The 25,275-nt window shown below is 60.4% G+C and carries 24 protein-coding genes; 15 read left to right on the forward strand and 9 right to left on the reverse strand.

Annotation, left to right across the window (positions count from 1 at the left end; all coding sequences use genetic code 11):
- Nucleotides 1–68 precede the first annotated feature (68 nt).
- From cydX to ACTG1P_RS04795, 3 genes are read right to left on the reverse strand one after another with little or no spacing between them, the layout of a single operon-like run.
- Complete coding sequence (gene cydX / locus ACTG1P_RS04785; RefSeq protein ID WP_005337572.1) at nt 69–179, reverse strand: cytochrome bd-I oxidase subunit CydX; 111 nt, start codon at nt 177–179, stop codon at nt 69–71.
- A gap of 16 nt (nt 180–195) precedes the next feature.
- On the reverse strand, nt 196–1,335 hold the full coding sequence (gene cydB, locus ACTG1P_RS04790) for a cytochrome d ubiquinol oxidase subunit II (RefSeq protein WP_440000626.1): 1,140 nt from the start codon (nt 1,333–1,335) through the stop codon (nt 196–198).
- Entirely contained in the window at nt 1,335–2,906 is a 1,572-nt protein-coding gene (locus ACTG1P_RS04795; protein WP_440000627.1) for a cytochrome ubiquinol oxidase subunit I, read from the reverse strand. The genes cydB and ACTG1P_RS04795 overlap by 1 nt, the downstream gene beginning before the upstream one ends.
- A 122-nt stretch (nt 2,907–3,028) precedes the next feature.
- Here ACTG1P_RS04795 and ACTG1P_RS04800 point away from each other — a divergent pair, with 122 nt between their 5' ends.
- Nucleotides 3,029–4,444 (forward strand): PLP-dependent aminotransferase family protein, encoded by a 1,416-nt coding sequence (locus tag ACTG1P_RS04800; protein ID WP_440000628.1) that lies wholly within the window; start codon nt 3,029–3,031, stop codon nt 4,442–4,444.
- Between the two features lie 93 nt (nt 4,445–4,537).
- Here ACTG1P_RS04800 and ACTG1P_RS04805 read toward each other — a convergent pair whose 3' ends face one another.
- Nucleotides 4,538–4,996 carry an N-acetyltransferase family protein gene (locus ACTG1P_RS04805; RefSeq protein WP_440000629.1) on the reverse strand — a complete coding sequence of 153 codons (459 nt, stop codon included), beginning with the start codon at nt 4,994–4,996 and terminating at the stop codon, nt 4,538–4,540.
- A 154-nt stretch (nt 4,997–5,150) separates the two neighbouring features.
- Entirely contained in the window at nt 5,151–5,789 is a 639-nt protein-coding gene (locus ACTG1P_RS04810; RefSeq protein WP_042656069.1) for a tellurite resistance TerB family protein, read from the reverse strand.
- 148 nt (nt 5,790–5,937) lie between these two features.
- Here ACTG1P_RS04810 and ACTG1P_RS04815 point away from each other — a divergent pair, with 148 nt between their 5' ends.
- Both ACTG1P_RS04815 and rsmS read left to right on the forward strand, forming a co-directional pair.
- Nucleotides 5,938–6,405 carry an acyl-CoA thioesterase gene (locus ACTG1P_RS04815; protein WP_440000630.1) on the forward strand — a complete coding sequence of 156 codons (468 nt, stop codon included), beginning with the start codon at nt 5,938–5,940 and terminating at the stop codon, nt 6,403–6,405.
- A 94-nt stretch (nt 6,406–6,499) separates the two neighbouring features.
- Complete coding sequence (gene rsmS / locus ACTG1P_RS04820) at nt 6,500–6,655, forward strand: pleiotropic regulatory protein RsmS (RefSeq protein ID WP_074042636.1); 156 nt, start codon at nt 6,500–6,502, stop codon at nt 6,653–6,655.
- A 48-nt stretch (nt 6,656–6,703) separates the two neighbouring features.
- Here rsmS and ACTG1P_RS04825 read toward each other — a convergent pair whose 3' ends face one another.
- Nucleotides 6,704–7,546 carry a LysR family transcriptional regulator gene (locus ACTG1P_RS04825; RefSeq protein WP_440000631.1) on the reverse strand — a complete coding sequence of 281 codons (843 nt, stop codon included), beginning with the start codon at nt 7,544–7,546 and terminating at the stop codon, nt 6,704–6,706.
- Between the two features lie 176 nt (nt 7,547–7,722).
- Between ACTG1P_RS04825 and ACTG1P_RS04830 the strand changes: the two genes are divergently transcribed.
- A complete protein-coding gene (locus ACTG1P_RS04830) occupies nt 7,723–8,985 on the forward strand; it encodes a cyanate transporter (protein ID WP_440000632.1) in 1,263 nt (420 codons plus the stop codon).
- A 67-nt stretch (nt 8,986–9,052) separates the two neighbouring features.
- Here ACTG1P_RS04830 and rluF read toward each other — a convergent pair whose 3' ends face one another.
- Nucleotides 9,053–10,069, reverse strand: a complete 1,017-nt coding sequence (rluF, locus tag ACTG1P_RS04835) for a 23S rRNA pseudouridine(2604) synthase RluF (RefSeq protein ID WP_182925745.1) — start codon at nt 10,067–10,069, stop codon at nt 9,053–9,055.
- A gap of 433 nt (nt 10,070–10,502) precedes the next feature.
- Nucleotides 10,503–10,871 (reverse strand): VOC family protein, encoded by a 369-nt coding sequence (locus ACTG1P_RS04840; RefSeq protein WP_440000633.1) that lies wholly within the window; start codon nt 10,869–10,871, stop codon nt 10,503–10,505.
- A gap of 331 nt (nt 10,872–11,202) precedes the next feature.
- Here ACTG1P_RS04840 and ACTG1P_RS04845 point away from each other — a divergent pair, with 331 nt between their 5' ends.
- From ACTG1P_RS04845 to gloA, 9 genes are all read left to right on the forward strand, one after another.
- Nucleotides 11,203–14,346, forward strand: a complete 3,144-nt coding sequence (locus ACTG1P_RS04845) for a DUF3427 domain-containing protein (RefSeq protein ID WP_440000634.1) — start codon at nt 11,203–11,205, stop codon at nt 14,344–14,346.
- 150 nt (nt 14,347–14,496) lie between these two features.
- On the forward strand, nt 14,497–15,078 hold the full coding sequence (gene rsxA, locus ACTG1P_RS04850) for an electron transport complex subunit RsxA (RefSeq protein ID WP_042031202.1): 582 nt from the start codon (nt 14,497–14,499) through the stop codon (nt 15,076–15,078).
- A 2-nt stretch (nt 15,079–15,080) separates the two neighbouring features.
- The gene (gene rsxB / locus ACTG1P_RS04855; protein WP_201929538.1) at nt 15,081–15,659 is read left to right on the forward strand and encodes an electron transport complex subunit RsxB; all 579 of its coding nucleotides are present in this window, start codon (nt 15,081–15,083) and stop codon (nt 15,657–15,659) included.
- 2 nt (nt 15,660–15,661) lie between these two features.
- Nucleotides 15,662–18,376: an electron transport complex subunit RsxC gene (gene rsxC / locus ACTG1P_RS04860; protein WP_440000635.1), complete on the forward strand. Its 2,715-nt coding sequence runs from the start codon at nt 15,662–15,664 to the stop codon at nt 18,374–18,376.
- 11 nt (nt 18,377–18,387) lie between these two features.
- Complete coding sequence (gene rsxD, locus ACTG1P_RS04865; protein WP_440000636.1) at nt 18,388–19,440, forward strand: electron transport complex subunit RsxD; 1,053 nt, start codon at nt 18,388–18,390, stop codon at nt 19,438–19,440.
- Nucleotides 19,441–19,483: 43 nt separating this feature from the next.
- Nucleotides 19,484–20,116 (forward strand): electron transport complex subunit RsxG, encoded by a 633-nt coding sequence (gene rsxG, locus ACTG1P_RS04870; RefSeq protein WP_005359614.1) that lies wholly within the window; start codon nt 19,484–19,486, stop codon nt 20,114–20,116.
- Nucleotides 20,117–20,131: 15 nt separating this feature from the next.
- Nucleotides 20,132–20,893, forward strand: coding sequence for an electron transport complex subunit E (locus ACTG1P_RS04875; protein ID WP_005337608.1), 762 nt, complete (start codon nt 20,132–20,134; stop codon nt 20,891–20,893).
- 13 nt (nt 20,894–20,906) lie between these two features.
- Nucleotides 20,907–21,548, forward strand: coding sequence for an endonuclease III (gene nth / locus ACTG1P_RS04880; RefSeq protein ID WP_139493996.1), 642 nt, complete (start codon nt 20,907–20,909; stop codon nt 21,546–21,548).
- Between the two features lie 56 nt (nt 21,549–21,604).
- Nucleotides 21,605–22,018, forward strand: coding sequence for a lactoylglutathione lyase (gloA, locus tag ACTG1P_RS04885; RefSeq protein ID WP_005347113.1), 414 nt, complete (start codon nt 21,605–21,607; stop codon nt 22,016–22,018).
- 85 nt (nt 22,019–22,103) lie between these two features.
- Here the strand turns inward: gloA and ACTG1P_RS04890 are convergent, their stop codons facing one another.
- Complete coding sequence (locus ACTG1P_RS04890; RefSeq protein ID WP_005337611.1) at nt 22,104–22,979, reverse strand: flagellar protein MotY; 876 nt, start codon at nt 22,977–22,979, stop codon at nt 22,104–22,106.
- Between the two features lie 222 nt (nt 22,980–23,201).
- Between ACTG1P_RS04890 and ACTG1P_RS04895 the strand changes: the two genes are divergently transcribed.
- Entirely contained in the window at nt 23,202–24,167 is a 966-nt protein-coding gene (locus ACTG1P_RS04895) for an autotransporter domain-containing protein (RefSeq protein WP_440000637.1), read from the forward strand.
- Nucleotides 24,168–24,552: 385 nt separating this feature from the next.
- Nucleotides 24,553–25,260, forward strand: coding sequence for a phospholipase D family protein (locus ACTG1P_RS04900; RefSeq protein WP_026035013.1), 708 nt, complete (start codon nt 24,553–24,555; stop codon nt 25,258–25,260).
- Nucleotides 25,261–25,275: the final 15 nt, after the last annotated feature.

Raw genomic sequence — 25,275 nt, forward strand, 5'->3', positions numbered from 1 at the left:
GAGAGATGGCCGATGGCGACGAGTGAACGCCAGCCACCGGCCATCGGGAGGGGCGCGAGCCCCCGCCGTCAGTTGCCGTCCCGTTCGTCCGCCTGCCAACGCGCTTCCAGCCAGAGCAGGTTGCACAGGCCCAGCAGCAGGGCGAATCCGAGGCCCAAAATCCAGGTGAAGTACCACATAGCAGATCCCTTGAGGTCAGTAGAGTTGATGGCTGTCGCGCTTGATGCGGGCACGGTCGAGCTTGCCGCGCACCACCCGATAGACCCAGCCGGTGTAGCCCAGGTTGACCGGCATCAGCACCAGCACGAGGCCGAACATGATGGCCAGGGTCTTGTAGCTGGAGGTGCTGTCCCACAGGGTCAGGCTGCTGACCGCATCGAGGGATGAGGGCAGCACGAAGGGGAACAGGGCGATGGCCACCGAGCAGAGCATGGCGGCGCAGGCGATGGCGCTAGCCAGCAGCGCAATCCGGCCCCGCTCCAGCCAGGAGGCAATCCCGCTCACCAGCGGCGCCAGCGCCCCGATGATCGGCACCAGCCACAGCAGCGGATAGTCAAAATAGTTGCGCAGCCAGCCTCCGGCGTGGGGGATCACCCCCTTCATCAGCGGGCTGATGGCAGCATTGGGGTCAAAGGGTTGTGTGCCGACACCGGTCAGCTGAAACCCTTGCAGATCCACCAGATGCCAGCCGGCCAGCAGATAGCAGAGGGTCACCAGCGGGGCCAGCAGGATGGCGATCCCCCGTGCGCGCAGCGCAGGGGTGCCGGTCACCTTGGCTTGCAGAAAACCGGCGCCGTGCAGCAGCAACAGGCTGATGGCAGTGGCCAGCACCGAGAGCAGCCAGCCCCAGTGGAAGTCGAACGCGCCGTAGTGCAGACGCAGCGCCGTGTCGAAGCGAAACGGCAGCCCCTCCATCACCAGACCGATAGCCGCACCGAGGATGAGCGCCGGTATCAGGCCACCGGCCACCAGCGCCCGATCCCACCAGTGGCGCCACACCGGATCGGCCAGCTTGCTGCGATAGTCAAAACCGACCGGACGCAGAAAGAGCCCGAGCAGCAGCACCACCATGGGGATGTAGAGCCCCGAGAAAGCTGCGGCATAAACCAGCGGCCAGGCGGCGAACAGGGCACCGGCACCGGCAATCAGCCACACCTGATTGCCCTCCCACACCGGCCCAACACTGTTGATCACCAGACGGCGGTCGTCGTCATCTTTCGACACCACCGGCAGCAGCATGGCGATGCCGAGATCGAAGCCATCCATCACGATAAAACCGACCATCATGAAGAGCACCAGCGCCCACCAGATGAGTTTCAGGGTTGCGTAATCCATCAGGCGATCCTCGCAAGTTCGGGTTGTTCACCGCTGTAGCGGCCGGTATGGAGAATGGCGGGCCCCTTGCGGATCACATGGCGCAACAGGAACAGCTCCACCACCAGCAACAGGGTGTAGATGGAACAGATGGCGATGAGGCTGAACCAGAGTTGGCCCGGCTGAAGCAAAGAGACCGAGGCCGAGACCGGCAGCACATCGCTGATGGTCCAGGGTTGACGGCCGAGCTCGGCCACCAGCCAGCCCGCCTCGATGGCAATCCAGGGCAGCGGAATGCTCCAGAGCAGGGTCTTGAGCAGCCGTGGCGAGTCTTGCAGCCGGTTGCGGCAGAGCTGAACAAAGCTCACCACCATCAGCCCCAGCATGGTGACGCCAAGCCCCACCATCACCCGAAAGCCCCAGAACAGCGGTGCCACCGGCGGGATGGAGTCATCGACCGCTTTGGCGATCTCCGCCTCCCCCGCCTTGGCGATATTGCTGGCATAGGGGGTTAGCAGCATGCCGTAGCCGAGATCCTTGCCGTGCTGCTCGAAGCGGGCGCGGTTGGCCGGGCTGTCAGCGCCCTGCCGGATCTGGTCGAGGGCCTCGGCCGCCACCATACCGCTACGAATGCGCGCCTCGTTCTGCTCCTTGATATCCTTGAGGCCGGTCACCGCCTCGTCGATAGAGCGGGTGGCGATGATCCCCATCAGATACGGGATCTTGATGGCGGCGTGGGTGGTCTCTCCCTGCTGATCCGGGAAGCCGAACAGGGTAAAGGAAGCCGGCGCTGGCTCGGTCTCCCACTCCGCCTCGATGGCGGCGAGCTTGACCTTCTGCACCTCGCCGGTGCGATAGCCCGACTCATCCCCGAGCACAATGACCGAGAGGATGGCCGCCAGCCCGAAGCCGGAGGCGATGGCGAAGGAGCGCAGGGCAAACTGCACTTCCGTCTTGCGCAGCAGATACCAGCTGCTCACCCCCATCACAAACATGGAGGCGGCCACATAGCCCGCCGCAACGGTGTGAACGAACTTCACCTGCGCCACCGGGTTGAACAGCACGGCGGCGATATCCACCAGCTCCATGCGCTGGGTCAGCAGGTTGAACTCGGCCCCCACCGGGTTTTGCATCCAGCCGTTACCGATCAGGATCCAGAGCGCCGAGAGGTTGGAGCCGAGCGCCACCAGCATGGTCACCAGCAGGTGCTTGCCGCGGGAGAGCTTGTCCCAGCCGAAGAAGAAGAGCCCCACCAGGGTCGATTCGAGGAAGAAGGCCATCAGCCCCTCGATGGCCAGCGGGGTACCGAAGATGTCCCCCACATAGTGGGAGTAGTAAGCCCAGTTGGTGCCGAACTGAAACTCCATGGTGATCCCCGTGGTGACCCCCATGACGAAGTTGATGCCAAACAGTTTGCCCCAGAAGCGGGTGATGTCCTGATAGATCACCTTGCCGGTCATCACATAAGCCGACTCGGCGATCACCAGGATCCAGGACAGCCCCAGCGTGAGGGGCACAAACAGGAAGTGGAACAGGGCCGTGGCGCCAAATTGCAGGCGAGACAGGCTGACCACGTCATCCGGATTGATCATGCGTCACTCTCTTTTGTTGTATTTGCCTTGCACGTTTCGTGCGTGACAAGTACATCACGGAGCATGACACCTATAACAGATGCAGTTATATTGAATTACACCTATAACAGTTGATCCAGATCATGTCCCTTTACCAGCAGTTGGCCGACCGCCTGCAAAGCCAGATCGACGATGGCATCTGGCAACCGGGGGAGCGCATCCCCTCAATTCGCCAGAGCTGCAAGACCCATGGGCTCAGCCCCATGACGGTGTTGCAGGCCTATCAACTGCTGGAGAGTCAGGGGCGGATCCTCGCCCGCCCCCAGTCCGGCTACTACGTCAAAGCCGCCTCACCACAGGTCGTGCAGCACACGCCGAGCCAGACCCACTACAGCGGCTCGGTGGATATCAACGATCTGGTGTTCGAGGTGTTGCAGGCGAGCAAATCGCGGGCACTGGTGCCCCTTGGCATGTCGGTGGCCGATCCGACCCTGTTCCCACATCCCCAGCTCGGGCGGGCCCTGGCCAGCTGTATGCGCAAACTCGATCCCTTCAGCACGGTGGCCGACCTGCCCCCCGGCAACGAAGCGCTGCGCCGCGCCATCGCCCAGCGTTACGCCAGCGACGGGGTGGCGGTCAATCCGCAGGAGATCATCATTACCACAGGCGCCATGGAGGCGCTCTCCCTCAGCCTGCAGGTGCTGACCGAGCCCGGTGACTGGGTGGTGGTGGAGTCCCCCACCTTCTATGGCGCCCTGCAGGCCATCGAGCGGCTGAAACTCAAGGCGGTGGAGATCCCGGTCATTCCGGGGGTGGGCATCGATCTGGCGCTATTGGAAGACGCCCTCAGCCAAATGCCGGTCAAGGCGTGCTGGCTGATGGGCAATGTGCAGCACCCGCTCGGCCACACCATGCCCGATGCACACAAACAGGGGCTGATGGCACTGCTCAACAGCCACGGGGTGCCGCTGGTGGAGGATGACGTCTATGCGGAGGTCTACTTTGGCCGCGAGCGCCCCAAGCCGATCCGCCACTGGGATCAGCGTGGCGACAGCCTGCTCTGCAGCTCCTTTTCCAAATGTCTGGCGCCGGGCTTTCGGGTCGGCTGGGTGGTGGCGGGGCCTCATGCCGAGCGGGTACAGCGGCTGCAGCTGATGTCCACCCTCTCCACCAATGTACCGAGCCAGCTGGCGCTGGCCGAGATGCTGCGCCAAGGCGGGGTCGATGCCCACTTTCGCCGCCTGCGCTACACCCTGGCCCAGCGCCAGCAGCAGATGCGGGCGGCCCTGCAACGGCTGTTGCCGGACGAGGTACGGATCTCCTCCCCCGATGGCGGCTACTTTCTCTGGCTGGCGCTGCCTGCCCATTTTGACAGCCGCGCCCTGCACGCCAAGGCTCTGGGCAGCGGTTTTTCAGTGGCCCCCGGCGCACTCTTTTCCAGTCAGGGACAACACAACCACTGCTTGCGCCTCAATAGCTCCCATCCCTGGAGCGAGCAGCTGGAGCAGGCGCTCACCCGGCTGGCGGCGCTGATCGCTGCGCAACTCGGTGAAAAATGACGTGGCAAAGAGCCGCTGGCGAAACGAACAAAGGCCCGTAACGGGCCTGTGTAGTTGGGGAGTGACGCGCCTTGGCTCGCCATCAGAAACTGGTTATCTGGCCATGATCTGCGACTGCACCTTGAAGCCCAGCGACGCGTAGAGGGCTTTGGCGCGCTCGTTGAAGACCATCACCTCCAGCCGGATTTGCTGAGCATCACGGGCCTTGGCCCACTCATCGCAATGGGCGATCAGCGCCTTGCCAATCCCGCGAGAACGGTGCTGCTCATCCACCACCACCGAGCCGATCCGGCAGATAGGCAGCTTGCTGAGAAACGGCACGCTCTCATTGATGTCGATCCGCGCCGTCAAAAAGCCCACCACCATGCCATCCTGCTCGGCAACGCAGAATAGACGCCCTTCCGCGCCGATGGCGCTCAATAAGAACCCCCGTTCCTCTGGCGAAGGGGGGCTGAACACTTCGGGATAGTGCTGATGGTGGAGCTCTCCTATCTGCCGGTTCAGCTCGACAATCGCGTCGATATCCAGTTCGGTCGCCTTGCGTATCTCCAACGGTTGCTCCTTGCAAAAATGGTGATGGTCCTGCGCCATCTTAGGGGCTGTGCCCCGCATTCCAAATAGGCTCATCCGCATCTTTTGACGGGCAGCAGAAACAACAACGCCCCTTGAGCGGGGCGTTATCGGCAATCCATGGCGATGAGGGGTATCAGGCGGGGGCGTTAAGCTGGGCCACCTGCCGCTCGATGCTGCCCTTGAGGTTGTCATCGAGTTTGAGGGCGCGCGCCAGTTCGTCGAGATAGCCGCGCTCCATAAAGTGATCCACCTCGATGGCGAGCAGGGAGGCGAGATAGACCTCGGTGGCCAGCTCCATATCGGTCACTTCCCGCGCCAGCGCGTGGGGATCGAGGGGACGGGCCAGCTCGGCGTCAATCCAGCGGGCGACATCGCTCTGGCCCTGTTCGGTCAGGTACTCCTGAATTTTCTGGCGCTCGGCGCCGTCGATATGGCCATCGGCCCGGGCCGCGGCCACCATGGCGCGCACCAAAAGCGCCGCGCGGGCATCCAGCGCATTACCTTCCAGCCCGCTGATGGGATGAGTGGGCTGGGCGGGCGCCGCCTGCTGGGCCTGCCAATCCTGATAGAGCTTGTAGGCCAACCCGCCAAGGGCTGCGGCGCCGCCCACGGCAGCGGCCTTGCCGCCATATTTGCGCACTTTTTTATTGCCCAGCAGCAGACCGAGCGCACCACCGGCCAGCGCTCCCTGCATCTGCCCCTTGCGCTTGTCTCCGCCTTCGTTGAGCCAACCTTTGCCAGCCCCCAGCAACTGTTCCAGCATCTGTTTCATGGTGTCACTCCTGTGGGTCAAAAAAGTGAAATCGGGATGAATAGAGCCAGATAGTGACCCCACCCCCCTGAATCGGGGATGAACCCTTGACCGGGCAGGCCGATGGGGCAAAGCTCTGGGAAACTCTTCAGGCAATAAGGATGTGACTGTGCCCAATCGCGAACTGACCCTGCAATTTCTGGCCGAACCCTCCGACGTCAATTTCGGCGGCAAGGTCCACGGCGGCATGGTGATGAAGTGGATCGATCAGGCGGGCTATGCCTGCGCCGCTGGCTGGTGCGGCGGCTATGCAGTGACCGTCTATGTGGGGGGGATCCGCTTTTTGCGCCCCATCCAGATTGGCCAGCTGGTAGAGGTTCACGCCCAGGTGATCCACACCGGCACCACCAGCATGCATCTGGCGGTGGATGTCTACAGCCGCCACCCCACCGAGACCGAGCGCCACAAGACCACCCACTGCATCATCATCTTCGTAGCGATGGATGAGCAGGGCAAACCGACCCCGGTGCCCCAGTGGCAACCGGTGAGCGAGAGCGAACTGCAGTTGCAGCAGTACGCCAAAAAGCTGATTGCCCTGCGCGAGGAGATCGACAAGGAGATGCGTCAACATCTCTGACCTTCATGCCTCACAGCCCGACAGAGCGGGCGCTTTCGGCCAACGGCGGCGCCCCTGTATAATCCCCCCTCTTCCCGCAACCGGAACCCTGCCCATGTCACTGGAAACTGCCCCACCCGAGGTGAAACTCGCGGTGGATCTGATTGAACTGCTGGAAACCAACCAGCTGGCCCCCGAGCTGGTACTGGCGGCGCTGGCCATCGTGAAACAGGATTACGAGCGCAAGCTGGCGGAGGGGAAGGATCACTGATCCCCCCCGTTTTATCTTTCCGACTTCAGTTTTTCACCACATAGCCACTCACTGCGGCCCCATCACCTCGTCACAAAGGGCGATCAGGGCCGCGCTCAAGCGGGTGAGCGGCTCGCTCCCGCTTCCCCCGGCATGGAGCGCCAGCTCCACCGGCGCCACCCTGGGCCACTGGATCAGGGCCAGCTGATCGGCGGGCATCAGCCGTTTGGGCAGCAAGCTCACCCCGATCCCCGCGCTCACCGCCCCCTGCAAGCTGGCAAGGCTGGCGCTGACATAGGCAATACGCCAACGCCGACCGAGGCCATCGAGCGCATCGGTCATCTGCCGCCGATAGAGCCCTTCGCTCGGGAATACCACCAGCGGCAGGGGATCCCGTTCCCGTGCGGGCCAGTCGCGACTGTCGACCCACACCAGCGGCTCGCGCCAGCTGGCAAGGGGCGAACCCTGCCCGCGAGTCTGCTTGACCAGCGCCAGATCCAGCTCCCCCGCCTCGAAGCGCTGCCAGATCTCGTGGCTCAGGCCGCTCTCCACCTCCAGCCGCACCTCGGGGTAGTCGCGGGCAAAGGCGGCCAGCACAGGGGTGATGGCGCCTGCGGCAAAATCCTCCGGCACCCCTAGGCTGAGCGATATGCTCCCCTCGCTCACCTGCTCCTCGGCCTGCGCCAGTAGCGCCAGAATGCGGCGGGCCAGCCCCAGCAATTTTTCTCCTTCCGCCGTCGCCACCACCTGACGACCGGAGCGATCCAGCAGTGGGCAGCCGAGCTGCTGCTCAAGGCGGCGGATCTGCTGGCTGATGGTGGATTGGGTCAGATGGACCCGTTCACCGGCGCGGGTAAAGCTGCCGGTGTCGATAATGGCGACAAAACTGCGCAATAACAGGGGATCCAGCATGGGGCACTCCATTTACAAAACCACTGAAGTCCATTCTATCATTTAATTTCCAAATGACTTTCGAGCCCGCTAGGCTGGCGCTTTTGCCTCCTTTGACGGTGATCTGCCATGTTCAGCCCCGATGACTCCGCGTCCCGAATGCGCCCTGTTTCTCCCAGAACCGGAAACTGCACCCAATGAATCAACAAAATGCGGATCAACCCGCAGGCCAGACCGCCCTGCTGGTGCTGGTGATCCTGATTGGCCTGAACCTGCGCCCCTTTCTTACCGCTATCGGCCCGCTGAGCGGCGAGATTGGCCGCGCCCTGTCGCTCGGGATGGATACCCTCGCCTGGCTCACCCTGCTGCCGCTCTGGCTGATCGGAATTGGCGTGCTGCTCACCCCCAGCCTGCGTCGGCGCACCAGTGCGCGCCAACTGCTGGGGGCCGCCCTGCTGCTACTCGGCATTGGCAGCGCTATGCGCTTCGATGCCCAAAGCGGCGCCCTGCTGATCGCCAGCGCGGCGCTTTGTGGATTGGGGTCGGCACTGGTGCAAGGGGTGCTGCCCGCCCTTATCAAGCAGGCCTTCGCCCACAAGGTGCCGCTGGTGATGGGGATCTTCTCTGCCTGCATGATGGGGGGCGGGGCGCTCGGCGCCAGTCTCACGCCACGGCTGGCGGCGAGCCTCGACTGGTCGCGGGCACTGGCGCTCTGGAGCCTGCCGGTGCTGCTGGCCCTCGTCTGGCTAGGGTGGAAAGTGCGTCTGCCACGGGCCACGGCGGTCGCCATTTCCCACGGCAAACAGCGGCTGATCACCTTGCCCCGCAGCTGGTTGCTGATCGTCTGCTTTGGCATCATCAACAGCGGTTACGGCATAGTGGTGGCCTGGCTGGCCCCCGCCTATATGGCGCAAGGGTGGAGCGCCGCACAGGCGGGCGAGCTGGTCGCCTGGCTGGCACTGGCGCAGACCGCCAGCGGCCTCGGCCTGCCGCTGCTGGCGGCGCGCAGTCTGGATCGGCGACCGTGGATGGGCCTTGCCATCGCCATGCAGCTGGCGGGATTTGGCGGCCTCTGGCTGGCGCCAGCCAGTGCCCCGATTCTCTGGTGCATGCTGTGCGGCGCCGGTCTGGGCGGCAGTTTTTCGCTGATCATGGTGATTGCGCTCGATCACCTGCCCGACCCGCGCAGCGCCGGCACCCTGAGCGCCCTGATGCAGGGGTTTGGCTTTATGCTGGCTGCCACCGGCCCCTGGGTGGCGGCGCGGCTCTATCACTATATGGGCGACTTCGCCGCCGCCTGGCAGTGGCAGCTGGGGGGATTGCTGCTGATGAGCCTGCTGGTGCTGCGCCTCGACCCGCGCCACTACCCTCGCGTCATGGGGTTAACGACCGCCAGCGAGCCAACCCTTTCAGCCCCCCTCCCGGCCAGCGCTGCGGCCCAAAGCAACACACCGGCCTGAGGCCGGTGTGTTGGAGATAAAAGTGTTGGGGATGACAAGTTAGGCTGACGCCGCTCAGGGGAGTAACTCAGCGCCCCTTCTTCTGCCGTCCGCTGTTAGCGGTGCGCGGCTTGCCTGCGGCCGGTTTGCCACCCTTGGGTGCCCCTTTGCCTGCGCCGCCCTTGTTGGCAGCACCTTTGCCCGCGCCACCCTTGCCCACCGGCAGCTTCTTCTCGAAGGCTTCCGGGCCCGGCACATTGGGACGACCGCCAATCTCGTGATCATCATCGCGGCGCGGCTTCTTGCCCTGCCCCGGCTTGGCGCTTGGCGCCGCAGGAGCCTTGGCCGCCTTGGGTTTGTCGCCTTTGGCCGGTTTCACTTCGGAGGAGGAGTCCTCAATCAGCTTGAACAGATCGATCAGCTCGTCGTCGGTCAGATCGCGCCACTCGCCCACCGGCAGTCCCTTGAGGCTGACGTTCATGATGCGGATGCGCTCGAGCTTGGTCACTTCAAAACCGAAGTGCTCGCACATGCGGCGGATCTGGCGATTCAGCCCCTGCACCAGGGTGATGCGGAAGACGAACGGCGCCTCTTTCTTCACCTTGCACTTCTTGGTCACAGTACCGAGGATCGGCACCCCGGCCGCCATGCCGCGCACAAACTCGTCGGTCACCGGCTTGTCGACGGTCACCAGATACTCTTTCTCGTGATCGTTACCCGCCCGCAGGATCTTGTTGACCAGATCGCCGTGGTTGGTGAGGAAAATCAGCCCCTGCGAATCCTTGTCGAGACGCCCGATGGGAAAGACCCGGGTGCTGTGGTTGACGAAATCGACGATGTTGTCCTTCTCGCCCGCCTCTGTGGTACTGACGATACCCACCGGCTTGTTGAGGGCGATCAGCACCAGACTGTCCGCCTCGCGCGGCTCGATCACCTGACCGTTGACCTTGACCAGATCGCCAACCTGCACCTGATCGCCGATCCCGGCCCGCTTGCCGTTGATAAAGACGTGGCCCTGCTCGATAAAGCGGTCGGCCTCGCGGCGCGAGCAAATGCCGCTCTCGCTGATGTATTTGTTCAGGCGCATGGATTCGTTAGCCAGCATGAGTCACCTGCCAGAGGGGCTGAACCCCATCCTGTTGTACGGTTGCGTGCGTCGGCCATGCCGGACACATGATCTGCGGCATCACCCTCTCCACTACGTCGATTTTTTGCATACGGCTCCAATTTCAACGAGGCCAATGCCGGCCCATCCGGCAAAAAAGTGCGACACATTACCACATCGCCCGCCACAGCACGCCGGATTATCGCCAACTCCGGCGCACCGGCGACACAATTGCGGGCCAGCTCACAGCGCCAAGCCCCGCATCAGGGGTGATGGGGCAAACAGGGTTAACCGATTTCACGGCCAGCAAAGACGCAGGCAATGACGAGCGCGGGGCGCACCAAGAGAAACACACGAGGAAAAGATGCGCCCCGACCAGCGGCCGGGGCCAGCGGTTGATACGCCAACCCAACTCCCCTCTGCCGCGGCGGACTCAGGGGTAGCGACTTATCTCGATCAGGTTCTGGTCCGGGTCGAGGAAGTAGATGGACTCGATGGCCCCGCAAGCCCCGCTTTTGGTCACCGGCCCCTCGACAATCTCCACCCCGTGGCAGGCAAGCTGAGTCATCACCTGCTCCAGCGGCCAGCGGGTGATAAGGCAGACATCCCCCGACCCCACCTGCGCCCGGTTGCGCGGCTCCTGCCCAAGCAGTTGCAGATTGATCTTCTGGTTGCCAAACCCCACCGCCCGGCGCCCCGCGCCGAAGGTGATGGCCTCCATATTGAGCACCGAGCAGTAAAACGCCACGGCGCGCTCGATATCACTTACCGTCAATACCAGATGGTCGATATGGCTGATCATGATTCCCTCCTGGTGCTGATGCCGGCAAGGCTGCCGGTGGTGATAAACATGCAGCCAGCCAACCCGGCTGTCCGCCTTGCCAGCTGCATCCCCGCTCGTTTGCCATAGACATCACAGATACAGGAACGCCCTGCTAGCCCCTCCATCATACCGGGCCAAACCACCCGCGACTGTGGTATGGCGCGCAAAGAGAGGCATTAGCTCCCCCTTTATTTGGGCTCCCAACATCAGCGCCAATAAATACCTATAGGAATAACAGCTTACTGATTTCGCTACAAAAAATGGTACTCTTGTCAGCCTCGTCCCCTATTTCATGCAAGGTCAGAGCGCGATGCAACAATGCGGTATTTATGAACAGCTCATTACTCAACTGCTGACATCTCGACTCGACCGCGAGCGCTTTTACGTAGGGGAACGCCAACTTGAGCCTGCCGAAGCAGCAGTTTGGTTATCCAGATTTCTGAGCCGGGTTTTGGAATATGCGGTGGGTTCGGTTACTGGAGAGGATCAGCTGCAACGGCAGATTGAGCTGGCTAACCAGTTATTGCTTTGGCTAAAGGATCGCACCCAAGACCCTGACTTTATTGGCGAGAACCTCATCGATAGTCAGGGTAAAATTCTGACCGCGCTCTACCAGTTAGATAACCCCATCTCAGCCAATTTAAAGCAATATGCCGAAGATATTTTCCCTCTGACCGGACTGACACAAAGTGAGCTGTTCTGCGGCAGCAATGCGGGTTTGTCGATGGAGTCGGAGATTAAACGGGAGATATTATCTGCAGATAGCATCTGCTGGCTGGTCTCATTTATCAAATGGGCAGGTATCCGTATTTTCCGTCATGAGCTGGAAGAGTTCACCCGCAGCGGCCGCCAATTAAAAGTAATTACTACCTCTTATATGGGGGCAACCGACGCCAAGGCAGTTGAATTTTTAGCCAACCTCCCCAATACCGAAGTCAAACTCAGCTATAACACCCAGCGCGAGCGGTTGCATGCCAAGAGTTATCTCTTTTGCCGAAATACCGGCTTTCATACCGGCTATATAGGTTCATCCAATCTCTCTCACTCTGCCCTCACCAGTGGCTTGGAGTGGAACCTAAAAATCACCTCGCAAGAGATCCCTCATATTATCGAGAAATCCCTGAGTACCTTTGAGACCTATTGGGAATCCGATGATTTTGAGCTGTTCGATGGCAAGCTCGAAAGCCGCAAGAAATTACAACATGCCCTGCAAGAGGCCCGTGGGGATGGGGACAAAAATAACCCGGCCTATTTCTTTGATATCGCGCCGTTTCCCCATCAACAGGAGATCCTTGAGCAATTGGCGATGGAGCGCACTTTACACCAGCGCTTCCGTAACTTGGTGGTTGCGGCCACCGGTACAGGGAAAACCCTGATCTCCGCTTTTGATTTTGCGCGTTTTCTGAAAACCAAACCCGACGCAAAGTTCCTGTTTGTCGCCCACAAAGAGGAGATCTTGCGCCAAGCATTAGCCTCGTACCGCGGTGTGCTCAAGCAATCCAATTTTGGCGAACTCTTGGTCGGCGGTGCCGTGCCTACTCACTACCGTCAGCTATTTGCCTCGGTGCAATCCTTGAATAACCAGCTGGCTAATTTACGTCTTAGCCCAGACTATTTTGATTACATCGTCATCGATGAGGTTCACCATATTGCTGCGGTCAGTTATCGTGGTCTGCTCGCCGCCTTTGAACCTCACATTCTGTTGGGATTAACCGCAACGCCAGAGCGCCATGATGGCGGCGATATTCTCGCTGATTTTTGTGGTGTCATCGCAGCGGAGATCCGCTTGCCAGAGGCCATCAATCGTCGCCATCTCTGTCCGTTCCAATATTTTGGTATCGATGATGATACTGACTTGCGCCAAGTGACTTGGAAAAATGGTCGTTATGACATCACCGAGCTCACCAATATCTACACCCATAATCAACAGCGGGTGCAGAAAATAGTCCAGAGTCTCTATGAGATCGTCACCGATATTACCAAGATCAAAGCGCTGGCATTTTGTGTGAGCCGTGAACATGCCGACTTTATGCGCAAGGCATTTTTATTGAAGGGCATCAAGGCTGACATCCTCACCAGCGATAACCGAGACGAGCGTCATAGCAAACAACAGGATTTGCGTACCGGCGTTATCAATATTCTCTGCGTGGTAGACATCTTCAACGAAGGTGTTGATATCCCAGAAGTCGATACCTTGCTGTTTTTACGGCCAACGGAAAGCCTCACTATTTTCTTGCAGCAATTAGGGCGGGGCCTGCGGCTGGCGAACGATAAAGAGTGCTGTACCGTGTTGGATTTTGTTGGCAATGCTCGCGCGGAGTATGACTTTGCCCAGAAATTCCGGGCTCTGGTGGGTAAAACCAATAAAGCGATCAGCCACGAAATCAAACAAGGCTTTCCCCATGCCCCATTGGGTTGCCGTATCGAACTCTCAAAACAGACCCAAGAGTTAATTCTGAGCAATATCAAGAAGGCGACTCTCAATACCTCGCGCCTCATGGGCCTGATCCGCCGTTTCTCACAAGATTGCGATTTACCGCTGACACTGGCGAACTTTTTGAAGTTCTACCCTCACATCAGCCTTGAGGAGATCTACAAGCGCAGCAATTGGAGCACCTTGGTCAAACAGGCCCGCAACCACACTGTTTCTGAAATGAGCGATGAGAAGCTGTCGACCCTCTACACCCGGGCCATCAAAACCCGGCTATTGGGTTGCGATGCGCTCCATTATTTGAACTTCTTACAAACCTTGGTGGAAAGCGCCTTTACCTTAACGGCTGAGCACGATGAGCGGATGGCTTTGATGTGCCATTACGACTTCTGGCAACAAAGCGGATCCAACGCCGGCTTTAGCTCCTTGGCGCACAGCCTGAAACAACTCAATCAACCAGAGTTGAGGGCCGAGCTTGCAGATCTGTTGCCCATGCTGATCAACCGGGTGCAACACGAGCAACTGGCCATGCCTGACCTTCCCGGCAATCCACTGCAACTGCATGCCCGTTATGCCAGAGAGCAGGTACTGGTTGGCTTTGGCGCGACCACCTTCGCGCAGCAACCCACGGCTCGCGAAGGGGTCTATGTCATCGCAGAGCAAAATATCGAGTTGCTGTTCGTTACCTTGAACAAAACGGAGCAGCACTTCTCCCCCACTACCCGTTATCACGATTACGCCATCAACGAGTCGCTGTTTCATTGGCAGAGCCAAAACAGCGCTCGCCCAGAGCGGGGTAAGGGGCTGAGTTACATAAACCACAGAGCAGAGGGTAAGCGCTTGTTTTTGTTCGTTCGTGAGCAGAGCAAAGATGAATTTGGCCGCACCCTTGGCTTTGTGAACTTTGGTGAGGTGGAGTACGTATCCCGCAGCGGCAGCCAACCGATGAACATCAAATGGCGCCTAATGACCCCAATGCCGCCTTTTATGTGGAAAGAGGCAGCCAAGCTCGCGATTGGCTAACCGCGATGAGTGGCGAAAAAGCCGACGAGATCTCGCACAGATCCACGCTGATATTGGCCATTTGACTAATAACCATGCGGCCTTGCGGTTGTTTAACGTGTCCTAACATCAGATAATGTTGCGGCCTTCAAACCGGATACCCGACCTTCGATGACTGAATACCTGCTTTTATTGATCGGCACAGTGCTGGTTAACAACTTCGTGCTGGTGAAATTCCTCGGCCTCTGCCCCTTTATGGGGGTCTCGGGCAAGCTGGAAACCGCCATCGGCATGGGGCTCGCCACCACCTTCGTGATGACCCTGGCCAGTGCCTGCTCCTATCTGGTGGAGCACTACATTCTGGTACCGCTGGAGATCGCCTATCTGCGCACCCTCGCCTTTATTCTGGTGATCGCCGTGGTGGTGCAGTTTACCGAGATGGTGGTGCGCAAGAGCAGCCCGACCCTCTACCGCCTGCTGGGGATCTTCCTGCCCCTCATCACCACCAACTGCGCGGTGCTCGGGGTAGCGCTGCTGAGCATCAACGAGCGTCATGACTTCGTGCAGAGCGTGATCTACGGCTTTGGCGCCGCCACCGGCTTCTCGCTGGTGCTGATCCTGTTTGCCGCCATGCGCGAGCGTCTGGTCGCCGCCGATGTGCCCGCGCCGTTTCGCGGGGTCTCCATTGCCATGATCACCGCCGGTCTGATGTCTCTGGCCTTTATGGGCTTTACCGGCCTCATCAAGATATAACCATGATCCATATTCTTTTTGCCATTCTGGTGCTGACCCTGCTGGCGCTGGCGTTCGGGATTATCCTGGGCTTTGCCGCCGTCAAGTTTCATGTGGAAGCGGACCCCATCGTCGATCAGCTCGATGCCCTGCTGCCCCAGACCCAGTGTGGCCAGTGCGGCTATCCCGGCTGCAAACCCTACGCCGAGGCGGTTGCGGGCGGCGATCAGATCAACAAGTGCGTACCCGGTGGCGAGGCCACCATGCGCAAGATTGCCGACCTGATGGGGGTCGAACCCCAGCCGCTGGGCGGCAGTGACGAGGCCGCAGTACCGGTCAAAAAGGTCGCCTTTATCCACGAAGATCAGTGCATCGGCTGCACCAAGTGCATTCAGGCCTGCCCGGTGGACGCCATCGTCGGCGCCACCAAGGCGATGCATACCGTGATTGCCAGCGAGTGCACCGGTTGCGATCTCTGTGTCGATCCCTGCCCGACCGACTGCATCGAGATGATCCCGGTGCCCACCACGGTCGATAACTGGAAGTGGGATCTCAATAACGTGCAGGTTCCGGGCAAGATTCCGGTCAGGTTGGTGGAGTAACCATGCAGTCTTTACTTGAACGCATCAAAGCCGGGAATATCTGGGACTTTCACGGTGGTATTCACCCCGCCGACAACAAACTGCAATCGAGCCAGAGCCCGGTCGAGCAGGCCGGTCTGCCGCCGCGCCTCATCATTCCGGTGCGCCAGCACGCAGGTGCCGCTGGCGACCTGCTGGTGCAGGTGGGTGACAAGGTCAAGAAGGGTCAGCCGCTGACCCGTTACGCCAGAGGGCGGGTGGTGCCGGTGCACGCCTCCACCTCGGGCACCATCACCGAGATTGCCAACCACACGGTCGCCCACCCTTCGGGGCTTGACGATCTCTGCGTCATCCTCACCCCCGATGGCGAGGATGAGTGGGGCGAGCTCGACGGCAAACCCGATTACTGGAATCTGGAGCGGGGCGAACTGCTCGAGCGCATCCAGCAGGCGGGCATTGCCGGTCTTGGCGGCGCCGTCTTCCCCACTCACAGCAAGCTCGATGGCCGCGGCCAGCTCACCGAGATCCTGATCGTCAACGGGCTGGAGTGCGAACCCTACATCACCACCGACGATCGGCTGATGCAGCAGTACGCCGACGAGATCATGGATGGCATTCGGGTGCTCAAGCACCTGCTCAAACCGAAACTCACCCTGATCGGGGTGGAAGACAACAAGCCCGAGGCGATCACCGAGCTGACCCGTCACGCCACAGACGAGGATGTGCTGGTCAAAACGGTGCCGACCAAGTACCCCTCGGGCGGTGCCAAGCAGACCATCGAGCTGCTGACCGGTCGTCAGGTGCCCAAAGGCGGCCGCGCGGTCGATATCGGCATCATGGTGCTTAACGTGGCCACCGTGTTTGCCATCAAGCGCGCCATTATCGACGGCGAGCCGCTGATCGAGCGGATCGTCACCCTTACCGGCGACAGCTTCAAGAAACCCGGCAACGCCTGGGTGCGCCTCGGTACGCCGGTGCGCTGGCTGCTGCAGCGTTTCGAGCTGCAACCGGAAGCGGATCAGCGGGTGATCATGGGTGGCCCCATGATGGGCTTTACCCTGCCCCACGCCATGGTGCCGGTGGTCAAGGCGACCAACTGTCTGCTCGCGCCGACGCAAGCCGAACTACCCGCACCCGGCCCGGAGCAGGCCTGCATCCGTTGCAGCGCCTGCGCCGATGCCTGCCCGGCCACCCTGCTGCCGCAAGAGCTCTACTGGTACAGCCGGGCCAAGGAGTATGACAAGGCCGAGAAGCTCAACCTGATGGACTGCATCGAGTGCGGCGCCTGCGCCTGGGTCTGCCCAAGCGAGATCCCGCTGGTGCAGTACTACAAGATCGCCAAAGACGACATTCGCGAAGCCCGTGCCGAGGCCGAGAAGGCCGAGCGCGCCAAGCAGCGTTTCGAGGCCAAGCAGGCCCGTTTCGAGCGGGAGAAAGCGGCCCGCGAAGCGCGCCATGCCGAAGCCGCTGCCCAGCGTCGTCAGACCATGACGGCCGCAGGCGGGGAAGATCCGGTGGCAGCGGCACTGGCCCGTATCAAGGCCAAACAGGATGCCCCCATCACTGCCATTGCCACCACCGCCGAGGGCTTGCCTGACAACAGCGCCGTGATCGCCGCCCGCGAAGCCCGCAAACGGGAAGCGGAAGCGCGCCGCGCCGCCAAGCTGGCGGAGATCGCAAACAGCGACACTGCCGCCGCAGCGCCCCAATCCACCGAGGCGGTTGACCCCGCCAGCGATCCCAAAAAAGCTGCCATCGCCGCCGCACTGGCGCGCGCCAAGGCCAAGAAAGCCGCTCAGGCTGGCGATAGCGCCGAGCCTGCTACAGCCGAAACCGTTACTGCGCCTGCGGTAGATGCTGATCAGCAAAAGGCTGAGGTTGATCCGAAAAAAGCGGCGATTGCCGCCGCCATTGCCCGAGCCAAGGCCAAAAAGGCCGAGGCGAATGGTGAACCGGTAAGCGCAGATAACAGCGCGGTAGCCGACGCAGGCACGCAAGGCGATGCACCCGCAGATCCCAAGAAAGCTGCAATTGCTGCTGCCATCGCCCGCGCCAAGGCCAAAAAGGCGGCCCAGCAGAGCGACAGCCCTGAGGGCGATCTGACAGCAACTGCTGGCACCAACGAAACTGCTGCAACCCAAAGCGATGCGCCATCTGCTGCCAGCGAAGCGGTCGATCCCAAGAAGGCGGCAATTGCTGCTGCCATCGCCCGTGCCAAGGCCAAAAAGCTGGCCCAGCAGGGCGAGAGTGCCGGTGCTGAAGGTGCGCAGAGTGAGCCAGCTGCAAGCGCGCAGACCCGAGACGAGACGCTAGCCAAGAGCGAAGTAACCACCAGCCACAGCGATACGGCAGCAAGCGAAGCGGTCGATCCCAAGAAAGCCGCTATCGCCGCAGCCATCGCCCGAGCCAAGGCCAAAAAGCTGGCCCAGCAGAGCGCAAATACCAGTGCTGAGGTAGAGAGTGCCAGCACTCAGGTAGACAGGGCCGGAACTGAGGGTGAGCGCGTATCGGCCGAGCCGATGCAAAGCGATGCAGCCAGCAGTGAGCAACCACTTGCCGTAGCTGAGGCTCCTGAAGCGAGCAACCCTGTGGCTGATGCCCCGGTTGATCCGAAAAAAGCGGCCATTGCAGCCGCGGTGGCCCGCGCCAAGGCGAAGAAGCTGGCGGTAGAGGCGGCCAGAGCCGCAGAGATCGCCGCTGAAGATGCACCGTCAGCCGACCGAACAACCACAAGGTAACCGACAGACTCATGTTCAATATTGCGACTGCGCCGTTTGCCCATAACCGCAAACAGACCCGAACCCTGATGCTGCTGGTGATCCTGGCCTGTGTGCCGGGCTTGCTGGCCCAGACCTGGTTCTTCGGCTGGGGCTCCTTTATCCAGATCCTGCTGGCGTTGGTGACCGCGCTGGCGTGCGAGGCGCTGGTGCTCAAGCTCCGTGGCCGCGCCATCAAGCCTGCCCTGATGGATGGCAGTGCGGCGCTCACCGCCGTGCTGATCGGTCTCTCCCTGCCGCCGCTGCTGCCGTGGTGGATGCTGGTGGTGGGCACGGCCTTTGCCATCATTGTCGCCAAACACCTTTACGGCGGACTGGGCCAGAACCTGTTCAACCCCGCCATGGTCGCCTATGTGCTGCTGCTGGTCTCTTTCCCGGTGCAGATGACCAGCTGGCTGCCGCCGGAGAGCGTGCGCGCCTACAGCCTCGGTTTTGGTGATGCGGCGTCGGTGATCTTCACCGGCTTTAGCCTCGACGGCTACAGCATGGCCCAGCTCAAGCAGGGGGTGGATGGTCTCACCATGGCGACTCCGCTCGATACCCTGAAAACCGGCCTGACTCAGGGGCTCACCACCGGCGAGATCCTGAGCGGCCCGCTATTCGAGGGTTGGGGCGGCATCGGCTGGAGCTGGGTCAACCTCGGCAACCTGCTGGGTGGCCTCTTCCTGCTGCAACAGAAGGTGATCAACTGGCGCATTCCCACCGCGATTCTCGGTGCCCTGCTGGCGGCGGCGACCCTCGGCTATCTGGTGAGCCCGGATGCGACCGCCACGCCCATGTTCCATCTCTTTAGCGGCGCCACCATGCTGGGGGCCTTCTTTATCGCCACCGATCCGGTCAGCGCCTGCACCACACCGCGCGGCCGGCTGGTCTATGGCGTGCTGATCGGGGTGCTGGTCTACATCATTCGCCGCTTTGGCGGCTACCCGGATGCCTTCGCCTTCGCCGTGCTGCTGGCCAACCTTTGCGTACCCTTTATCGACAGCCTGACTCGCCCGAAAGTGTATGGAGCCCGTCGCCTATGATGTTTCTGCCCTTTTCCCCCATCACAGCTGACGGAGCCCGGACATGTTAAAGAGCATGCGCAAGAACGGCCTTATTCTGGCGATGTTCGCGCTGGGCTGTACCGCGCTGGTGGTACTGACCAACGAGCTGACCAAGGATAAAATCGCCCACCAGCAACAGCTGGAGAAACAGCAGACCCTCTCGGTATTGCTGCCGGAGGGGAGCTATGACAACGATCTGGTGGCCAGCTGCAAGCAGGTGACCAGCAGGAAGTATCTCGGCAGTGATCAGCCGCAGGCCCTCTATACCGCCAGCAAAAATGGCGTGGTGACCGGCTATGCGCTGGAGGCGATCGCGCCGGATGGTTACAGCGGGGCGATCCGCATCGTGGCGGGCTTTGATGCCAAGGGCACCATCACCGCCGTACGCGTGCTCGCTCACAACGAGACCCCGGGCCTTGGTGACAAGATCGAGCTGAAGAAATCGGACTGGATCAACAGCTTTGCCGGAAAATTCCTGACCCATGACAACGAGCCCCAGTGGGCGGTGAAGAAGGATGGCGGCGAGTTCGATGCCTTTACCGGCGCCACCATCACCCCGCGAGCCGTGGTCAAGGCGGTGAAAAACCTGCTTAAACTGCAGCAGGAGCAACCCGAACTGCTCAGCAACGCCCCGGCTTGTCCGGCGGCGAACTAACGGAGTCGAGCCATCATGAACCAGATGGAACAGATTGAAACGGGCGCTGCCCCTATTGCCGAGCTGGAAAGCCGCAAGGGCGAGCTCAAGGAGCTGATGAGTCAGGGGCTGTGGAAGAACAACCCCTCGCTGGTGCAGGTGCTGGGGCTTTGCCCGACCCTCGCCGTCTCCTCCACCTTTACCAATGCGCTGGGGCTGGGCCTTGCCACCATGGCGGTGCTGGTCTGCTCCAACCTCGCCGTCTCGCTGGTGCGCAACTGGGTGCCGAAGGATATTCGCATCCCGGTCTATGTGATGATCATCGCCTCGCTGGTGACCAGCGTGCAGCTGTTGATGAACGCCTACACCTATGGCCTCTATCAGGCGCTCGGCATCTTTATCGCCCTCATCGTCACCAACTGCGTCATCATCGGCCGCGCCGAGGCGTATGCCTCCAAGAATCCGCCGCTGCTGGCGGCCCTCGATGGCCTGATGATGGGCCTTGGCTTTACCCTGGTGCTGCTGGTACTGGGCGGCATGCGCGAGATCATCGGCATGGGTACCCTGTTTGATGGTGCCGAGCTGCTGCTGGGCGAGTGGGCCAAATCCCTGCGCATCGAGCTGTTCCACGCCGATGCCAGCCTGTTGCTGGCGATTTTGCCGCCGGGCGGCTTTATCGGGCTGGGGCTGCTGATCGCCGCCAAGAATGCCATCAACGACTGGCGGGACCGCAAACAGGCCGCTACCGTAGCCCACTGCAACGTTGCCCCGGCCCGCGTCCGGGCGACCGAGCTATGATCGGACGCAAGGCATGAACAACCAGAAACGCAGAGAGATCCTGGAGCGGCTGCGGGAAAACAACCCCCACCCCACCACAGAGCTCAACTTCAACTCGCCGTTCGAGCTTTTGATTGCCGTGTTACTCTCGGCACAGGCGACCGATGTCAGCGTCAACAAGGCGACCGACAAGCTCTATCCGGTGGCCAACACCCCGCAAGCGATGCTGGATCTCGGGGTGGACGGGCTCAAGGAGTACATCAAGACCATTGGCCTCTTCAACACCAAGGCCGAGAACGTCATCAAGACCTGCGCCATCTTGCTGGAGCGCCACGGCGGCGAGGTACCAGAGAATCGCGAAGCGCTGGAAGCCCTGCCCGGCGTCGGCCGCAAGACCGCCAACGTGGTCCTCAACACCGCCTTTGGCTGGCCCACCATCGCTGTCGATACCCATATCTTCCGGGTATCGAACCGCACCGGCTTTGCGGTAGGCAAGAACGTGGATCAGGTGGAGGAGAAGCTGCTCAAGGTAGTGCCCGCCGAGTTCAAGCTGGATGTCCACCACTGGCTCATCCTGCACGGACGTTACACCTGTCTGGCTCGCAAGCCCCGTTGTGGTTCTTGTATCATCGAGGACTTGTGCGAGTACAAAGAGAAGGTCTATCCCGACAGCTGATAGCCTCGCAACCGAGATTGAAAGCAGTACACATCACCAACCCGGAGAACTGAGCAATGAGAATTCTGCATACCATGCTGCGTGTCGGCGATCTGCAACGCTCCATCGACTTCTACACCCGTGTCCTTGGCATGAAGCTGCTGCGCAAGAGCGAGAACAGCGAGTACAAGTACACCCTGGCCTTCGTTGGCTACGGTGACGAGAAGGATGAAGCGGTGATCGAGCTGACCTACAACTGGGGGGTGAGCGAGTACGAACTGGGCTCCGCCTACGGCCATATCGCGCTGGAAGCGGACGACATCTATGCCACCTGCGACGCACTGCGCGCCGCCGGTGCCAAGATCACTCGTGAGCCGGGCCCGGTCAAGGGTGGCACCACCGTCATCGCCTTCGTCGAAGATCCGGACGGTTACAAGATTGAACTGATCGCCAAGAAAGATGCCGGTACTGGCCTGGGTGACAGCTTCTAAACTACCCGACTCCCGCTGCCGAATGGCAGGATCAAAAAAGAGCGCAGATGCGCTCTTTTTAATGCTTCTCTGACCAGGGACAGCACTAGATCTCGCCATTGCGCCCCATGCTGATCACCACCCGCCGGTTCTTGGCACGCCCCTGTTCGGTTTCGTTGGAGGCGACGTGCTGCTTCTCGCCATGCCCCTCCACCGAGATCTTGCCGGGATCGATCCCCAGATCGACAAACACCTTCTTGATGGCATCGGCCCGTTTCTCAGAGAGTTTCAGGTTCGGCCAGCGGCCGCCATAGCTGTCGCTGTAGGCATCGATCACCACCACATCAATGCTCTTGTCCGCCTTGATAAACTCGCTGATCATCGCCAGCCGCCGCTTGGATGGGATGGAGAGCTGATCGCTGTTTTTGTCGTAGGTGAGCACGCTAAAGGCGATGTCGTTGAAGCTGTAGGGCAAGAGCCCGCTCAGGCAGTCTATAAAGGCCTGATATTTGACTCGAAAGTTGACCGACGAGAGGGACACACGCACCGCGCGGTTCTGGCGATACCAGTCCCGATACTGGAAGGTCGGCATCCGCCCCCCCTCCAGTTCGTCGAGCATGGTCCAGGCGGTTTGCCCCTCTACCAGCCCATCGAACTGCTGATAGAAGCGCAGCTGGCTCACTTCTCGCCCGGCGATCCCCGGGCGCCATACCGGCGGCATGATGCCAAGGCTCACCGTCTGGGTCTGGGCCTGTGGCCGCTTGCCCTTGAGCTCGAAGTCGAGGTTGATCTTGCGACCGGCACGACTGACAAAAGCCCCCGTTCCCCAGTTGGGAATGGGGTGCTCGAGGCGACACTCAATCTGTGTATCGGAGGTCAAACGCCAGACGGATTGATCCAGACCGGCACCAAATTCGGTGACCCCAGCCTGTAACTGCATACTCACGGATATGCTGACCAACCCCAACACCCAAGCGTTCAATTGCTTGTCCTCCACACGATCTCACAAGAGATATCGGCAGCAAGAGGCCAAGCTTTAGCGACAAACTGCAAAGGCGTGCCGTTGGTGTGGCAAAGGCTTGCCCCCAGCGGCAACCGACCGCAAGCGGCGTTTATTCCCCCCTCTTTGCTCCGTGCCAACCGGCGGGAAGCTCGCTACAGTAAAGCCAGGGCAATCAGACGCCGCTTATTGGGAACCACACTCATGCACCGCTCTTGCTTCTCTTTATTGCAGATGTTGTTGCCAATGCTGCTGGCGCTATCCGGCAGCGCCGTCAAGGCCGCAACACAGAAGCAGGAGTGGGCACAGGAGCGCGCCAATGCGGTGCTCTCGCTGATGACCTTCACCGTGGTGCCCGACATCACCGCCAGCAACCTCGATATCGGCAGCGGCACCAATCAATCTGCCGCCCTCAACATGACCCAGATCGGTGGCGGCGCCACCATGAGTGAAGCCGTGCCCATCTATCTGGAAGGGGCGATCGGCTTTAGCCGCTACGATCCCCAGTTTGTGGTGAGCAACGGCACCGAGAGCCGCACCCTCCCGACCAAATGGAACAGCCTGACCGCCTCTGGCGGGATCGGCTGGGATATCGCCCTCCATGAAGACCCGCGCGGTGGCCACTGGGTGCTGCGCCCCATCGCCAACGTCTCGCTCGGTACCATGGCCAGCGATCTGCGGATCGGCAACTGGCTGCTGGAGCGCACCAAGGGCTACTCGCTGGATTTTCTCGATGGTGGGCAGCTCAATATGTACGGACTGGGTGGCTCGCTGATGCTCGACTACGAGCTCTTTTCAAAGACGCAGGATATCGATGTTGAAGTGCGCTACTCCTACCAGCACCTGCAAAGCTTTGGCGGTACCTCAACCAGCGTCCGTGGTCACGCCGAGGCGGAGAACCTCGGTCTCTATCTGCGCCGCCGGGCCCCGGTATTTGACTGGACTTTGCTCGACAGACCGGTGCGCTATGTACTGGAGGGGGCCCATACCGCATATCTGGGGGAGCAGCGAGGGTTGCTTGGCTTTGACTCCCTCAACTCTATCGGCGCCGGTCTGGAACTGGACAGCAGCAAATACGACATCATAGTCACCCGTACCCGGCTGGTTGCCCGCTATATGTTCAGCCACAACACCAGCGGTTATTCCATCGGGTTGGCCATGAGTTTCTGAGTCGTTATTTTGTGCCTGCCAATCGATGGCAATCAGGTCGAACCGAGCCACAGCGCCGTATCCTGTTCGATTGATAATCCCGACACAGGCCTTGCCAGACACCCAGGCCCGCCAAGGGGCTTTTTTGCACCTGAGATTTACCATCAACCACAGCCCGCCCCGAAAAATCCAGCCTTGTCACAGAGTTAGTGCAATCTGTCACATATTCCTTTTGATGGAATGGGTAGAATGGCTCAGTTTGGCCCCCATCATCCACATAGAGCCACGATGTCGATTGCCAGCCGCACTGGCTGGGTGATCACGGCGCCCGGAATGGAGATGGCCTGCCGAGCGCCAGCCAAGTATTTGCGCCACCAGTTACACCACAGGGATAGAGATTTTTGCCATGGCCAAGTTTTTGAATACCAGCGCAACCAACTATTTTCTTGAAGAACTAATCAAAGATGCCAAAGAGCGTCTGATCCTGATCAGCCCCTTCCTCAAGCTCAACGACAGGATCAAGGAGCTGCTCACCGACAAGAACCGCCTCAAGATCGATGTGCGGATCGTCTATGGCAAAAGCGAGCTGCAACCGGAAGAGATCAGCTGGCTCAAAGAGCTCACCTATATCCGCACTAGCTTTTGCAAAAACCTCCATGCCAAGTGCTATCTCAATGAAGAGATATGCATTGTCACCAGCCTCAATCTCTACGAGTTCAGTCAGGTCAATAACAACGAGATGGGGGTATTGATCCAGCGCTCGGAAGATCATGACCTTTACCGAGATGCCTATGATGAGGCCCAACGAATTATTCGAGTCAGTGATGAAGTCCGCATATCACTTGAACGGGTTGTCAGTGAAGCCGAAACCCAACAGCCTTCTGCTAACGAAAATGAGTCAGCCACTGAAAAACTGACCTCATCCAAACTGGCGCAAAAGTGGGGGATCAAAACCAATGAGTTGTTGGAAAAAATGGTGACTCACGGCTTGCTTGAGCTGCGTGACAGCAAGCATTACCTCACAGCCAAAGGCAAGGAGGAAGGAGGGGAGTTTAGAATGAGCCCCAAATTTGGCCCCTATTTCCTCTGGCCAGAGGCCATGAATCCCCTCTAATTCACTGACTGGATA

This window comes from Aeromonas sp. 11P (assembly GCF_051920165.1).
In the GTDB taxonomy this organism is placed as follows: domain Bacteria; phylum Pseudomonadota; class Gammaproteobacteria; order Enterobacterales; family Aeromonadaceae; genus Aeromonas; species Aeromonas veronii.